The sequence below is a fragment of the Corynebacterium antarcticum genome, assembly GCF_016595285.2.
Classification (GTDB): domain Bacteria; phylum Actinomycetota; class Actinomycetes; order Mycobacteriales; family Mycobacteriaceae; genus Corynebacterium; species Corynebacterium antarcticum.
Genome location: NZ_JAENIP020000002.1, coordinates 56,780 through 71,624, shown reverse-complemented (window position 1 = coordinate 71,624; position 14,845 = coordinate 56,780). Strand labels below are relative to the sequence as shown.

General features: G+C 67.5%; 11 protein-coding genes. 4 read left to right on the top strand and 7 right to left on the bottom strand.

Annotated features, from left to right (window positions below; genetic code table 11):
* Positions 1-22: 22 nt before the first annotated feature.
* The 4 genes from rsmG to JIM95_RS04430 all read left to right on the top strand — a co-directional run bounded on the left by rsmG (position 23) and on the right by JIM95_RS04430 (position 3,682).
* Positions 23-700, top strand: coding sequence for a 16S rRNA (guanine(527)-N(7))-methyltransferase RsmG (rsmG, locus tag JIM95_RS04445; protein WP_200258360.1), 678 nt, complete (start codon positions 23-25; stop codon positions 698-700).
* Positions 701-892: 192 nt separating this feature from the next.
* A complete protein-coding gene (locus JIM95_RS04440; protein ID WP_200258362.1) occupies positions 893-1,858 on the top strand; it encodes a ParA family protein in 966 nt (321 codons plus the stop codon).
* A 56-nt stretch (positions 1,859-1,914) separates the two neighbouring features.
* Entirely contained in the window at positions 1,915-2,985 is a 1,071-nt protein-coding gene (locus JIM95_RS04435; protein WP_200258364.1) for a ParB/RepB/Spo0J family partition protein, read from the top strand.
* A gap of 28 nt (positions 2,986-3,013) precedes the next feature.
* Positions 3,014-3,682 (top strand): hypothetical protein, encoded by a 669-nt coding sequence (locus JIM95_RS04430; RefSeq protein ID WP_200258366.1) that lies wholly within the window; start codon positions 3,014-3,016, stop codon positions 3,680-3,682.
* A gap of 182 nt (positions 3,683-3,864) precedes the next feature.
* On the opposite strand, the gene JIM95_RS04425 is transcribed toward JIM95_RS04430, so the two are convergent.
* The 7 genes from JIM95_RS04425 to JIM95_RS04395 form a co-directional block, all read right to left on the bottom strand.
* Complete coding sequence (locus tag JIM95_RS04425) at positions 3,865-5,046, bottom strand: N-acetylmuramoyl-L-alanine amidase (RefSeq protein ID WP_200258372.1); 1,182 nt, start codon at positions 5,044-5,046, stop codon at positions 3,865-3,867.
* Positions 5,047-5,157: 111 nt separating this feature from the next.
* Positions 5,158-5,481 carry a thioredoxin gene (gene trxA, locus JIM95_RS04420; protein WP_200258375.1) on the bottom strand — a complete coding sequence of 108 codons (324 nt, stop codon included), beginning with the start codon at positions 5,479-5,481 and terminating at the stop codon, positions 5,158-5,160.
* Between the two features lie 114 nt (positions 5,482-5,595).
* Positions 5,596-6,534: a thioredoxin-disulfide reductase gene (gene trxB / locus JIM95_RS04415; RefSeq protein WP_200258378.1), complete on the bottom strand. Its 939-nt coding sequence runs from the start codon at positions 6,532-6,534 to the stop codon at positions 5,596-5,598.
* A gap of 83 nt (positions 6,535-6,617) precedes the next feature.
* Positions 6,618-7,289, bottom strand: a complete 672-nt coding sequence (locus tag JIM95_RS04410; protein WP_200258386.1) for an RNA polymerase sigma factor — start codon at positions 7,287-7,289, stop codon at positions 6,618-6,620.
* A 194-nt stretch (positions 7,290-7,483) separates the two neighbouring features.
* A complete protein-coding gene (locus JIM95_RS04405) occupies positions 7,484-10,993 on the bottom strand; it encodes a murein biosynthesis integral membrane protein MurJ (protein WP_418904040.1) in 3,510 nt (1,169 codons plus the stop codon).
* A 157-nt stretch (positions 10,994-11,150) separates the two neighbouring features.
* On the bottom strand, positions 11,151-13,835 hold the full coding sequence (locus JIM95_RS04400) for a DUF6049 family protein (protein WP_200258392.1): 2,685 nt from the start codon (positions 13,833-13,835) through the stop codon (positions 11,151-11,153).
* On the bottom strand, positions 13,832-14,836 hold the full coding sequence (locus JIM95_RS04395; protein ID WP_200258403.1) for an NUDIX hydrolase: 1,005 nt from the start codon (positions 14,834-14,836) through the stop codon (positions 13,832-13,834). The genes JIM95_RS04400 and JIM95_RS04395 overlap by 4 nt, the downstream gene beginning before the upstream one ends.
* Between the last annotated feature and the right edge of the window lie 9 nt (positions 14,837-14,845).

Here is a 14,845-nt window from a genome sequence, read left to right as displayed (position 1 = left end):
CCCCGCAGCGCCACATGGAAAGATGTTTCACGTGAAACCACCAGAGACTGATCCGGAAGAACCGACCACTCCCCCGTCCGCGGCTGAAGCTGTCTTCGGCACCAACCTGGACAGGGCGATCGCATACCACCGCTCACTGGCGACGGACGGTGCGGTCCGGGGCTTCATCGGGCCCCGTGAGGTTCCGCGGCTGTGGGACCGTCACATCCTGAACTGTGCGGTGCTCGGCGAAGTCATTCCCCGTGCGGACGGCCTCCGGGTGGCGGACATCGGCTCTGGGGCGGGACTGCCCGGGATACCGCTGGCTCTCGCGCGTCCGGATCTCGACATAACCCTGATAGAGCCGTTGCTCAAACGGTCCACCTATCTCTCCGAGGTGGTCGACGACCTCGGACTGGACAACGTGACCGTCGTCCGGGGTCGCGCCGAGGAGAAGGCGGTGCGGGAACAGGTCGGACGGTTCCGGGTCGTCACCTCCCGGGCCGTCGCCCCCCTCGGGAAGCTGGCCGGGTGGTCACTCCCCCTCGTCGCCCGTGGTGGCGAGATGATGGCTCTGAAGGGCTCGTCCGTGCGGGAGGAACTCGACCGCGACGCGCGGGAGATCACCCGGGCCGGAGGCGGACGTGCGCGGATCGTCACCGCAGGTGAAGGTCTCGTCGGAGAGCCCGCAACGGTCATCGTGATTCCGCGACGGAGATGACCGGCCAGTCACCGGTTCAGGTGGTGCCGCTCCGGTGGATGACCCATTCATGAGACACTAGTGTTGAACTGATGGTGGAAAGGTCCACGGGCTGAAGGTCCGGAAACCGAACCGCCGTCGCGGGACACCCGACTTCGGCCCCCCGCGCGCATGACCTGCGAATTCCGGCAATGAAAAGGGGAAACGACGTCCATGGACGACAACTTCTGGGACGACACGCCGATAGCGGCCGCGGCCAAGCGCGCCGCCAAGGTGAAGACCCCGAACGCCTTTTCGCTCCCACGCCCGGAGCGGCCCAGGATCTTCACCGTCGCCAACCAGAAGGGTGGTGTGGGGAAGACCACGACATCGGTGAACCTGGCTGCCGGACTCGCCCTCTGCGGACTGAAGGTCCTGGTGGTCGATCTCGACCCCCAGGGAAACGCCTCGACAGCCCTCGGTGTGGAGCACCGCGGTGAAGGCGTGCTGTCCAGCTACGAGGTACTCCTCGGAGACTGCACCCCCCTGGAGGCCATGCAGACGTCGACGGCGCACGAGAACCTCAAGTGCATTCCCGCGACGATCGATCTGGCCGGATCAGAGATCGAACTGGTCTCCATGGTGCGGCGCGAGTACCGGCTCGCGGACGCACTGAATGAGGAGTTCATCACCACCCAGGGATTCGACTACGTCTTCATCGACTGTCCCCCGTCACTCGGTCTGCTCACCATCAACGCCATGACGGCGGCACGGGAGGTTCTCATACCCATCCAGTGCGAGTACTACGCCCTCGAGGGCGTCGGGCAGCTCCTCAACAACATCACGATGATCCGGGACTACCTCAACCGGGAACTGCACATCTCGACGATCATGCTCACCATGTACGACGCGCGGACGAAGCTCGCGGAACAGGTGATGGAGGAGGTCCGCTCCCACTTCGGGGACGTCGTTCTGCGCTCGGTGATACCCCGCTCCGTGAAGGTCTCCGAGGCCCCGGGCTACGGTCAGACCGTACTGGCATACGATCCCGGTTCCCGCGGTGCCATGGCCTATCTCGATGCCGCGAAGGAGATCGCCAATCGCGGTGACTACCCCGTCACAGCTGACTCCGGAGCCCTCGGGGTCTCCCCCGACGGGGATGCGGGTACGCAGCGATCCGGTACCGGAGGCGCACGGTGAGCGACGGGCGCAACGAAAGAAATCCACTCCTGCACCAGAAAGGTTCCGGTCACACCATGGCACAACAGACCCGCAAGGGTGACAGCCGCCGCGGCGGCCTGGGGCGCGGTCTCGCCGCACTCATCCCGGACGGCGCATCCCCGGCCCGGCCCCGGTTGGGCGACGGAGCCGCCAGCATCCTCATGGGTGAACGCACCCCGGGTGCGGAGACCACGACCGGGGAATCCGTGGGGGGTGCCGGACGACCCCCGGCCTCGTCGACCAAGGGGAACAAGCGGCCCACCGTCGCCTCGGGGACACCGGACACGGGCAACTCCGTCGGGGCCGTCTACCGGGAACTCCCGGTCACGCAGATCATGCCGAACCCGCACCAGCCGCGGACGGTCTTCGAGGAGGAGGCGCTCGAGGAGCTCGTCCATTCGATCCGCGAGTTCGGACTCATGCAGCCGATCGTCGTCCGCCGAGCGCCCGACGACGGCGGCTGGGAGATCATCATGGGCGAGCGCCGCTGGCGGGCGGCTACCCGTGCGGGTCTCACCGAGATCCCGGCCATCGTCCGGGACACCGACGACGGATCCATGCTCCGGGACGCACTCCTGGAGAACATCCACCGCGTTCAGCTCAACCCACTGGAGGAGGCGGCCGCCTACCAGCAGCTGCTGGAGGAGTTCGGTGTGACCCAGGCGCAGCTCGCCGACCGGATCGGTCGGTCCCGACCGGTGATCACCAACATGATCCGGTTGCTGGCGCTGCCTGTGCCCGTCCAACGCAAGGTTGCCGCCGGTGTGCTCTCCGCGGGGCACGCCCGTGCCCTGCTGGGACTGAAGGCCGGTGCTGACGCCCAGGCGTCCCTCGCCGACCGGATCGTCGCCGAGGGGCTTTCCGTGCGTGCCACGGAGGAGGCCGTCACGCTGCTCAACCGGGGCGACAGGATTCCCGAGCGCAGGGCGAAGGACAGGCCCGCCCCGCCGGAGTTCGCGACACATGCCGCGGACAGTCTCGCGGACCGCCTGGACACACGCGTGACCGTGAGCGTGGGCAAGCGCAAGGGAAAGATCATGGTCGAGTTCGGGGACCGGGAGGATCTCGAGCGGATCATGGGACTCCTGCAGGCCGGTAACAGGTAGCCTCCGGAAGAAGATCGGGGCGCCGGCCATGATTCCCTCGCTGTACGCGGTGACACCGGACACGGTCTGTCTCATGCACGCCCGCGCCCGTTCCAGTGTCTTCTGGGAACTGGACCCCGGGACCGCGGCCGAGGTCACCGCCACAGATTCCGCCTCCCTGGAGAAGGAGGCGTGGATCCACCGTGTCCTGGCGGAACAGGGCGGATGCGGCTACAGCATCGGTTCCGTCGAGGAATCCGAGGCGATCGCGAGTGTCCTGTTCTGCTCCCCCGAGGACGCGTCAGGGGTGGTGCAGCTGCCGACCGGTCCGGTCTCCCCGGACGCGATGTTGCTGAGTTCGTTGTTCATCGATGACCGGTTCGGGGAAATTGGACTGGAATCGGTTCTGGTGAACGCGGTCATCCTCGAACTCACCCGACGAGGTGTGCGGGCCGTGGAAGCTTTCGCTCTGCGTGACCCCGCCCCTGGCGTGCACACCGATGAAGTGGAGCCGGGTACCGGGGAGGATTCCGCCCGAGGTCTGGTTGTGCGGGCCCGCGATGTCGGACTGCTGCGGTACGGGATACTCGAGGAAGCGGGATTCGATGTGATCGCCGACCACGAGCTCCTCCCCCGGATGCGACTGTCGCTCCCCTGCGAGGACCACCTCCGGATGGAGGGTTTCGAGTCTCTGCCGCTCGCGGCGACCCCGAGGTAGTTCGGGAGAAGCTGACGCAGAGACCGTCCCACGGTGACTGAGGAGGACGTCGGCGGTCGGGGATTGCGTCGGTGTGGTACGGGAAGGCGGCCGACGGAGGATCTCGGTCGTCCCGTCGCCACCCGCCCACCATTCGTCGGTCCCGGCGGTGGCCGGTTGAGACGGAACAGCGCCCCGAGCGCTCAGAGCAGCTCGGACTCGAGGATCTCGCTGAACTTGTAGGTACCCGTCGGCTGGTCGTCGCGGTCCATCAGGTACAGCCGTTTGACCGCGACGACGATCGACTCCGCGATGGCGTCACGTTGTGCCGAGTCCGTGAGAATGGAGACGTCGTGCGGATTCGAGAGGTAGCCCGCGACGAACTCGACGCAGGTCATCTCACTCAGTCGCAGGAGATCCCAGGTCCGCGCGTGATTTCCGCAGTTGATCAGCTCGGTGCGTGCACTCACCTCACGCTGGATCAGACCTGACAGCTTCTCGCCCATCAGCGATGACGATCCGTGCCGTGAACCGAAGTAGAACGATGCACAGCCGGAGGCCTTCTCGTTCGGGTAGTGGTCCAGCTGCAGGCAGAGCATGAGGTCCGCGCCGAAGGCGTTGGCGATGTTCGCGCGCTGATCGTGGCTCGGATCATCCATGCGGGGCCGGGAGATGATCGTCTCCATGCCCGTCGCGACCATACGGCCCTCGAGGCGGGTGGCCAGATCCCAGAGGATCTCCTCCTCGGAGATGTCACCGAATCGTCCACGGACGGTGCGGCCCTTGTTGGAGCCCCCGAGTCCCGGGTCGATGACGACCCGTTTGCCGGTGAGCTGTGGGCCCGCGAGACGCACCTGTTCCCGCTCGAGGATGGCGTTGGGTGAGCCACCGGTGATTCGCCGCCCGAGGTAGCTGAGGGCGCGGATCGTCTTTGGGCCACAGATCCCGTCGCTCTCCAGGCCGTAGTTCAACTGGTAGTTGGCGACGGCGTTGTAGGTGGCCTGGCCGTAGTGTCCGTCGATCCGGTCGGTGTAGAACCCCAGCTCGAGCAGCTGGCGCTGCAGCTGGTTGACGTCGTCGCCGACGAGGATGTTGTTCGGGTAGAAGGAGAGCACCCGGGCACCGAGCGTGTACGTGGCCTCGCGGAGTTCACGCAGCGTCGACTCCCCGATCTCACCGGAGGCGATGATGCCCCGGGTCTGCTGGAACTCCTGCACGGCACGGGCCAGGTCAGCGTCGTAGAGGGTGTCCTTCTCCTCGAAACTTCCGGAATCTCTTCCTCCGACGTCTCCTGCGTAGCCCTGAATCAGGCCGAGTCGGGCCAGGGTGGAACGCACCTCTGCGACACGGGGGCTTCGGTCGCCCACCCGCAGTTTGTCTGCCACGATATCTTCGTCCTTCGTCCTACGTTCCCACAACTGTCGTGGACGCCCGGAAAACCTGCGCCCACAGATCCGACTATTGGTGCAGTCGGTGACTTCAGGTCAGATTACCAGTTAAACCAGGCTCTCCAGCTGGGACACGATCTCGTGCCTGGGGCGTGGCCGGTTGAATTCGGCCACCTTCTTTCCCCCGCTGAAGAACATCAGCGTGGGGATTGACATGATCTGATACCTCGCACCCAGGCCGCGTTCGGCGTCGACGTCGACCTTGGCGATGAGCGCCCTGTCCCCCATCTCCTCGGCAACCTGGTCGATGACCGGTGCCAGTTTCCGGCACGGGCCGCACCACTCGGCCCAGAAGTCGACGAGGACCGGTTTGTCGGCCCCGAGCACCAGCTCCTCGAAGTTGCTCTCGGTGACGTTGACGGGGTTGCTCATGTCTCTCCTCCGGAGTCGTGTCGGTGTGTGGAACAAGGGTGAAACCGTGGTTCCCGGGGGTGGTGTTCCCGAGAATACGCCGTTTCGGCCGGCGACCGCCGCGGCGCGGAGTGCTCAGAGTGCGGGTGCCGCGGCGAGGAAGTGCTCGGCGTCGATCGCCGCCCTGCACCCGGAACCGGCGGCCGTCACCGCCTGCTGGTAGTGGCTGTCGACGAGGTCACCGCAGGCGAAGACACCGGAGATGCTGGTGCGGCTCGACGGGTGCTCCACGGTGACGTATCCGGCGGGGTCACAGTCGATCTGACCGTCGACCATCCCGGAGCGCGGATCGAGACCGATGGCGACGAACATGGCCGTCACATCGAGATGCGAGCTTTCCCCGGTCACCGTGTCGGCCAGCTCGAGACCGGTCACCTTTTCCGCGCCCTCGACCCGGGTGACCACTTTGTTGGTGACGAACCGGATCTTGTCGTTTGCCCGTGCCCGCTCCTCCATGATGGCGGACGCCCGGAACTCCCCACGCCGGTGCACGATGGTCACCGAACTGGCGAAACGGGTCAGGAAGAGTGCTTCCTCCATCGCGGAGTCACCGCCGCCGATCACGGCGATGTCCTGGTCCCGGAAGAAGAACCCGTCACAGGTCGCGCATGAGCTGACGCCGCGGCCGAGGAGTTCCTGTTCCCCGGAGACCCCGAGATAGCGCGGTGCCGCGCCCATCGCGAGGATCACGGTTCGCGCGGCGAACTCCTCGTCATCGACCCACACTTTCTTGATGTCGCCTGAAAGGTCCATCCGGTCCACGAGTTCCTGGCGCAGATCGGCGCCGAAGCGCTCGGCCTGGCTCCGCATCTGTTCCATCAACTCGGGACCCATGATCCCCTCCGCGAAGCCGGGGTAGTTCTCCACCTCAGTCGTGGTCATCAGGGACCCGCCGTACTCGATTCCCTCGAAGACCAGGGGCTTGAGTTCGGCGCGGGCGGCGTAGATCGCCGCGGTGTAGCCGGCCGGGCCGGAACCGACGATGATGACGTCATGGACTGGTGGGGTGGTCATGGAGATCCTCGCGGGGTTGATGGGTAGTGCCGGCGTCGATTGTAGGCGTGCACCGCCGGCTCCTCCGCCGCTCCCCGTCGGATTCAGTCCTCCGGCTCCGTGAGCAGTGCCTTCAGCGTGGACCGGGCCCGGGCGCGTCGGGACTTCACGGTTCCGGGACGGACCTTCATGATCGCGGCCACCTCATCGACCGGGAGATCCGCCAGATCCACGAGCAGAATCGCCTGTCGTTGGTCTTCGGGGAGCTGACCGATCGCGTCCCGGAGTGTGATCGAGAGATCCACCTGCCCGAACGGTTCCTCGGTCCCGAGGAGTCGGTGAGCGACCTCGGAGGCATCCAGCGTCGTGAATTCCCTGCGCCGGAAACCGACGCCGAGATGGTCGTACCCGGAGTTGACCACGAGCCGGTGGAGCCAGGTGGTGAGGGCGGAGTCCCCACGGAACTTCGAGAGGTGCCGACTCGCCCGCAGAAGTGCGTCCTGGACGATGTCATCGGCCTCATCGTCGGAACGGGCGTAGCGTCGGGCCACCCGCCACAGTCGGGCCCGGTGTCTTCTGACGATCTCCGAGAACGCGGCGTCATCGCCGTCTATGTACGCGTCGACGAGACTGCCGTCGTCGGCGGTCCGGTGGACACGGACGCCGGGCCGGGTACGGCGACGCGGTAGTGGGCGGGGCGTCGCACCCGGGATCGTTCCGGCGCCGGGTACCCGATCATCTTCCCCGGCTCCGCAGCCGGTGTCGGTGTTCCCCATGAGGCCTCTCCCCTGCTCGTCCGCGAGAAACCGCCGGGAGGTACGTGGCGAAGGTCCATCGTTTCCGTCGATGCGTGTACCGGCGGTGGAGGTCCATTATCCATCGAGTGCTGCACTTGCGATAGGTTCGGGGTTGAAAATGACCGTTCCGGGGGTAGCGAAACCGCTGATTCAGGGGTGTTCCCCACCTCGGGTCAGCGGGGGTTGTTGATTCCGCGGGCGGAAACCGGGATTCCGCGGACCGAGATTTCGGACACATCCGCGGCCTCCGGCATGGGCAGGGCCCACACCCAGACCAGGATCCGGGTGAAACTCGGGCCGTCCGTGGAGGGATCCCCGGTGGCGATGACATTCTCGCCCCGGGACAGTCGGGCCTCGCCCAGCTCAACCGCCCGGTCGAGGGCGACGAAAGGGCCTTCCGGAACCCCGTAGATCCGGATTCCGGTGCCCGGTCGGTCGACACTGATCCTGATCTCCCCGACCCTCGTCGGCCCCGCGAGATCCACGAGGAGCCCGACACCGGGTTTGAGGCCCGCCGGAGGTGCCGCGAACTGCTGGAGGTAGCGGTCGGTCCGCCACCCGGTGGTCGGATCCCCGTCCACCGCGAGCGGTGCGAGATCCGGGTTGTCCTCGGTTCCCGGGACCACCTTGCCGGGTTCCCACTCGACGGCCGCGGTCACCGGGATGTCGGCGACTTCGCGTGGTTTTCCGGCACCGCGCGCCGCGGACGGCGCGACCGAGGCGATGGAGTCGCTGTTGACGGGGGACTCCTCCCGGTCACCACCGAACACGCTCGCGAGGTAGAGGGCCGCGACCGCGATGATGACGACGAGGGTGACGGACAGAGCTGCGATGGCCGCGATCATCCGGCCGGAGTACTCCGCGCTACCGAAGCCGGAGGTGCTCGTGGGTTTCGGGGTCCGTTCGTTCTCGACCACCACCCGGGGAGCGGAGGTGTCGTCGTCCGACAGACCGACCTCCCTGAGGCGTACGGAGAGATCCGCGGCCGTGGGCTGCTGGGTGTCGCTCGATCCTGAGCGGCCGGCGATCCGGGCCGCCTCGGACAACTCGGTGATCGCCTCCGGTCCGTTTCGCCCGACGAGGAGCGCGAGACCGGCTCCGATGCTGTCCAGATCCTCCGCGACCGATGCGTCCGGGAGGACCGCCGGGAATGCGAGGACCGCCCGCCCCGAGGTGTCGATCCGGATACGGGAACGGTGTTCCAGCCCGAGAGGCTGGTGTTCGGCGTGTGCCGCGGCGGCGGCGTCCGCGAGATAGCTCACGGCGAGTGCCGCGGCGTGGGGGTCGACCTCGCCCTCCGCGACGCTGACGAGTGCGGATCCGGGGACCCAGTCGGCGACGACCAGGCAGCCCGACCGGTAGGAGGACACCGAGATACCGCGGGCTATTCCCGTGCTCCCGAGGCGACCGAGGAGTCGGGTTCTCCTGGCGACCTCACGGGCGGTGGCGGCCGATTCGATCGGGCTCGCCGGTGCTGCCGGTACCTGTCCGGTCGTGTCCACGAAGACCAGGGCGACCTCACGGCCCGTCGCGATCTCACGGGCCTGCCAGAACCGTGCCCCGGGGACGCTGCCATGATCGGCGAGCAGGCGGAAACGGCCGTCGGACACCGGGGCCCCGGGAACCAGCCGCGGTCCCCGGACGACGCCGGCGGACATCGGTGGCGGTACCGGGGAAGCGTTGAATGGCTCGACGGTGATGATCTGGGAGGAGATCTCCTCCGGAGTCGCCTTCTCCACGCCTTCCCCGTTCCGGGCGTTCACGGTGATTAGGCGGCGCAGGACCGGAATACGCCCCAGTAGTCCACCCATCGAGCGGACCTCGGGCAGGCCCGAGCGGGACAGGACGAATCCCGTCACGATGAGGAAGATGATTCCGGCGACACCGCAGCGGAGGAAGAACCCGAGGCTGCCCATGGCGTCGAAGAGACCGGGGGTCAGGCGGACCAGCGCGGCATCGAGGCCGAAGGCCACGAATGCGCCGATGAGGGAGGAACCGAGCGCCCAGGCGCTCGATCGCAGGATGGACAGGCCGTTGAGGGAACCCAGCTTGCGGTGCAGCAGGAACGCACCGATGACGGCGCCGGCGGCGAATCCGAAGCCGTTCGCCGCACCCAGCAGGATGACGACCCGCGACGGCGACGTGGCCACGACCGGAGCCAGCAGGCTGAGCAGGACCTTCGTGCCGGTGATTCCGGCGATGATGAAGGTGGGTGTCCACGCCTGCTCCCGGGCGTAGAACACGCGCAGGTGAAGGAGCACGAGTGCGTACGGGAGGAGGGTGAACGCCGAGAAGCTCAGTGTCCAGCCGAGGATGTCCGCGGAGTTACGGCTGAACAGGCCGTAGGCGAACAGGGCGTTGGCGATCTGTGTGCCGAACGCGGTGAAGAAGACGATCACGGGGATCATCGCCACGAAGGTGAGCTTCGTCGCGAGGGTGAGATCCCGGACCACGGCGGCGTCGTCGCCGTCCGCGGCATTGCGGCTCAGACGCGGCATGATCGCGGTGAGCAGGGTGACTCCGATGATCCCGTAGGGCACCTGGAGCAGCAGCCACGCCTGCTGGTAGATCAGGGGCGCGGAGTCACTGGAGGCGGACGCTATCCGGGTGACGATGATGTAGCCTGCCTGCGAGATCGCGACGTACACGATGATCGCCATCGCCATGCCGCCGAACTGCTTGAGCCGGTCGTCGATGCCCCACAGGGGACGGAGGTCGATGCCCGCGTCCCGCAGTGGTTTCACCATGATGAGTGCCTGGACCACCACGCCGAGGGTCGTGCCGACACCGAGCAGGAGAACGTGCGGGTCGGTGAGGGACACCTGCTGCTCGGGTGCGAGTCCTCCCGGGAGCGTCCAGTAGAGGACCAGGACGACCAGGACGACGACGTTGTTCGCGACCGGCGCCCACGCCCCCGGTTTGAACACCCCCTTCGTGTTCAGGATCGCCATGAAGAGGGAGAACACACCGTAGAAGAAGATCTGCGGCAGCAGAAGGTAGGCGAAAGCCGAGGCCTGGGAGAGGTTGACCTCGCCGTCCCTGCCCAGCGTGAGGGTGGCCAGCAGACCGGCTGTCCCGACCGAGAGCACCGTCACCACGATCAGCAGCGTCGCCGACAGGGTGAATAGTCTCCGGATGAAGGCGGCACCGTTGTCCGGGTCCTCCTTCTCGGCGCGGACGAGGACGGGGACGACGAGAGAGGTCAGAACGGCGCCGAGCACGATCTCAGTGATCAGGTTCGGGAGGGTGTTCGCCGTGTTGAAGGCTGAGCCGACCGCGGTGCCCATCGTCGCACCGATGGCCGCGTTGCGGAGGAAACCGGTGATGCGGCTGATGAGTGTCGCGACCGCCATGGAACCGGTGGAGCGGACGACCTCGGAGTCGGTGGCCTTGCGTCCCGGTTGTGGCGCAGGGACCGCCGCCCCGGCAGGCCGCCGCCCGGTCGTGGACGTGTCGGCCGTGAGCCCGACGGCATTCATCCCGCTGGTCACTGCGGTCGGGGCCAGGGTGAGACGGGACAGATCCACCACTGGTTGACGTGCACCGGTGACCGGTCGATTGACCGGCACCGGTGCCGGCGGCGACGGCGGGATGATCCGGCCGCGCTGGCCGGTGGAGGTGCCGTGGTCGGACCCGTGTCCGGATGCGTCTCGGTCGGGTTGATCGGGATCAGCTGAGTTCACAATCCCCATTGTCTAACAGGATCGTGTGGAAGGAGGTAAACGGTCCCCATCCGGGCGCGGCGGATCGCCGACCGGGGAGCTTTCGTTCGGGTCACCGTATTCCCTGCGGATACCCCGCGCGGGGAACGCCTGGAACCGGGGTGGTCCGGCCACTCCCCTACCGTGTACCGGTGGTGCGCCGGGCGCCCCGGATGCGGCGTACGACCTTCGTCTGGATCAGTCGGGCGACCAGGGCCACGACCAGAAGCCCGATGATGAGGCGACCGAGGAGACCGATGAGCGGTCCCTGTGTCTGGACCGTGATCTCCACCGGATCGCTGACCACGGAGCCCTGGGAACCGGACAGCCGCAGCACCAGGGTCACCTGGTCCGGTTCGGTCGGGAGGTCCGCGGTCATCTGGGTCATGATCGAACCCTTCGCCGGGATCCAGAGCTGGTCGGGTACGTGCACGACACTGCCGGGTGGGCCCTGGTAGCTGATTCGACCGTCGACCGGGAGAGGAAGGCCGTTGCGCGCGACGATGAGCAGCGGCGAGGACTGGGACACTCTCGTGTAGACGTAGCCGGGTGGCAGGAGCGCCACCGAGGATTGCAGCCTCTCGAGCATCTTCCGGTTCAGGGTGAAGATGCGGTTCGCACGGGCGGTCGCGGTGGCGTACTCCTCGGCATTGCGGCGGCCGATGACGGTGAGACCCCGAAGCAGGTCGAGCATCAGGGGGCGCATGAATTCGTACCGGGTCAGTGCGATGCCGGGATCGTTGACCATCAGCTGGGTGAGGTCATTCATGTAGTTCGACTGCTGCGTGGCGGCGAGGATCTCGCGGTCCGACGGTACCGAGGGGTCCGGGAAGGGGGCGCCGAACCGGCTCGTCCCCCGCTCCCGCTCCACGGGATCCGCCGACCGGGCCAGGACCGACTCCGTGGCGGGATCGGGTGTCGTGGCCTCATGGAGGCTCAGCGGACGTGCCTGCCCCGATTCCAGGAGTCGGGCGACGGTGTGGAGCAGCTCCGCACTGTCCGTCGGTGCGGCCGGGGCCGCCGGCGGGATGACGATGACCGGTTCCGGTGCCTCGGGTGGCGGGTCACCGTCCCCGGCGACGGGTGAGGTGGCGGTCCTGCGGGCAGCATCCACCGCGAGCCGCAGCGCGGTGTTACCCGTGGTGAGTCTCGCTCTCGCGGAGTCGAGGGTCGGATCATGCCGCGTCTCCGGGTTGCTGTATCCGACCGTCAGCGGTTCCGGACCGGTCGCCGCGAGTGTCGCCGCGAGTGAGCCCTGGTAGGTCACGCCGGTCACTCCGGGGCCGAGGCCCGCGAACCGCCCCTTCGTGGGGGCGTTCCACACACTGTTGTCGGTCACGAGGACGCGGATCCCCGTGCTCGGGACCGGCAACGGCTCCAGGGGATAGGGGTCCGGCATCTCGGGATCCTCGAGGGCCGCGGTGTCCGCCGGTTGCCGGACCGTCGGCAGCCCGTTCCGCTGCAGCGCCTCCCAGGCGGATTCGGGATCGACGGTGTTCTCCGCTCCGGTGGTGTCCGCGAGGGGAAGCCAGGCGGCACTTGATTCGGTCACGTATCCGGACAACGGAATCACGAGGTTCCGCTCGGGTTCCGTGTCCAGGACATCGGCGATCACCGATGACCCGCGGGACAATGCCTCACGGACCAACCACTGGTTGCCCGTCCGGGTCACCGCGTTGATGTCGGTGCCGGCCCACGGCAGTGCCACCGTGCAGCCCTGTCCGGCCGCCGTCCGGAGCCTGGACAGCCAGTCCGCCGCGGCGGCCGCTCCCACTCCCGGTTGCTCGGCGCTGGGCGTGGATGACTCGGCGCGCCAGCTGTCGCGGAGCCGTGGAGTCCCGGACACCGGGCTCGGCCGTTCAGCTGTCACCGTGTACCCGTCGCGCATCCGGTTGACGACATCGATCAGCTGGGGGTCGATGGCGAGGCAGGTCGCCTCCCGGAGGGCGGAGCCCGAATCCCCCGAGGTTGCGTCGATGTAGGTGTCGAGGAGCTGGTCTAGGCGGCCCCCCTCCCGGAGCTGGGTGGCGAGATCGTCGTTCTCGAGCAGCAGCGGTGCGGCCAGCGGTGCCTCACCCGTCTCGCCCGCCACGAGCCCGGTGGGGGCGGTGAGGGGCCACAGCATCGTCACTCCCGGTGCGGCGGATGGGTGGGGGGTTGCGTCGGGTTCGCCGACCGTCAGGAGGAAGCGCTCCGAGGTGAGGTATCTGATGATGCCTTCCCCCGGTCGGCCGTTCAGGTTGATCATGACGGGGTAGACCCCGGGAGCACCGATACCCAGGCCGTCCGGTGAACCCGGGGTGGTGTCCAGGGGCAGGCCGACCGTCACCGAATCGCCCGGGTTCAACGGGGTCGGCAGGTCGGTGAATGGTCCCGTGTAGCCGTAGGCCGACTGATCGTCGGTCAGTGCCAGACGGGCGGTGGCGGGATCGTCGACGAGGGCAGAGCGCTGAAGACGAAGTGATAGATCATCCACCACCTGTTCCGAGTGGTTCTCGATCGTCACGCTGACGATCTGTTTCATGCCGAGGCGGAGATTCTCGAGCGGTGACTCGAGCCGGATCTCTATATCGCTCGCGGCGTCATCTTCGCGAATGGAGGGATTCCTCCACTGGGCCGCCGAACTGTCCGGGAGGCTCACCACCGACCGCTCCTGGGCCGAGGCGATCGTGGGGTGACCGGCTCCACCGACGGTGGTCGCTGCGAGGAACCCCGCGGCGAGCAGGGCGCCGCCCAGGGCGCGCACCCGGCGTACGCGATTTGCACCCCTGTCACCGTCCGTGAGGTGGGCGGTGGTGGAGCGCGGGAAGTCGGACGGAATCACCGGGGGGTCCTTCTCCCCTCCGACTTTTCCCGACGGGCGAGTTCGGGAAGCATGTCGTGCGCGTAGCGCGCCAACTTGCGTTCATCCGCATAGGCGAGCCGTTCGGTGAGTTCGCTGGCCGGTACCCAGGTCACCTCGGTGACCTCCGGATCCTCATCGTTGAGATCTCCGTCGAGATAGCGGAGCAGGTGATGGTGCACGGTCTTGTGGATGCGTACCCCCTCGGAGACGAACCAGTAGTCGATGACACCGAGCTCCGCGAACACCTCACCGGAGATCCCGGTCTCCTCCCACACCTCACGCTCCGCGGTCGCGGCATGCCCTTCGCCGGGTTCGACGTGGCCCTTGGGCATCGACCAGAGGAGTCGACCCCGGCGGTCCAACCGTCCGATCAACGCGACGTAGATCCGCCCCAGGTCAACGGTTCCGTTCTCCTGCACGGATTCGGCGAGACCCGACAGGACGAGTCCACCGGCCGAGGTCTCGTCATTCGTCTGCATTCGGGGACGTTGGCTGTGGGTACGGGGTGAGTCCCCGGGTCGGTTGCGACGGCCACCTTTCCGGTTCCGGGTGCCCGGATCCCGGCGTCGGGCGTTCCCCCGGTCGGTGGCCTCCCCGTCCCGTGCGCCGGATTTCTCCGGTGGAGGGCTCTGCCTGCCGCCCCCGGTCTTCTCCACCGCGGCGTCCGGGGTCTGCACCGGCCTGGCGGTGTTCGTCTTCTTTCCACGTCCCCGGCGTCGCCGCGGTCGCCTCCGTCCGCTACCGCTGGAACGCCTGTCATCACCCGTCCCGGAGGTGTCCGGTGCGCCGGATGATCCTGTTGCCCCCGGGGCGGTGGCAGCCGCCGGATCGGGCGCCGGGGCGTCAGTCCGCGGTCCCGGTCCGCCGGCGGTGTTCCGTGTGTCGTTCTGGCGGGCGCGACCATGCGAGCGACGCCGCCGACGGCCACGCCGGCGACGTCCGGGCTGCTTCTCGGCGTGCTGCCGCTCGCTGTCGCTCATATCCCATGA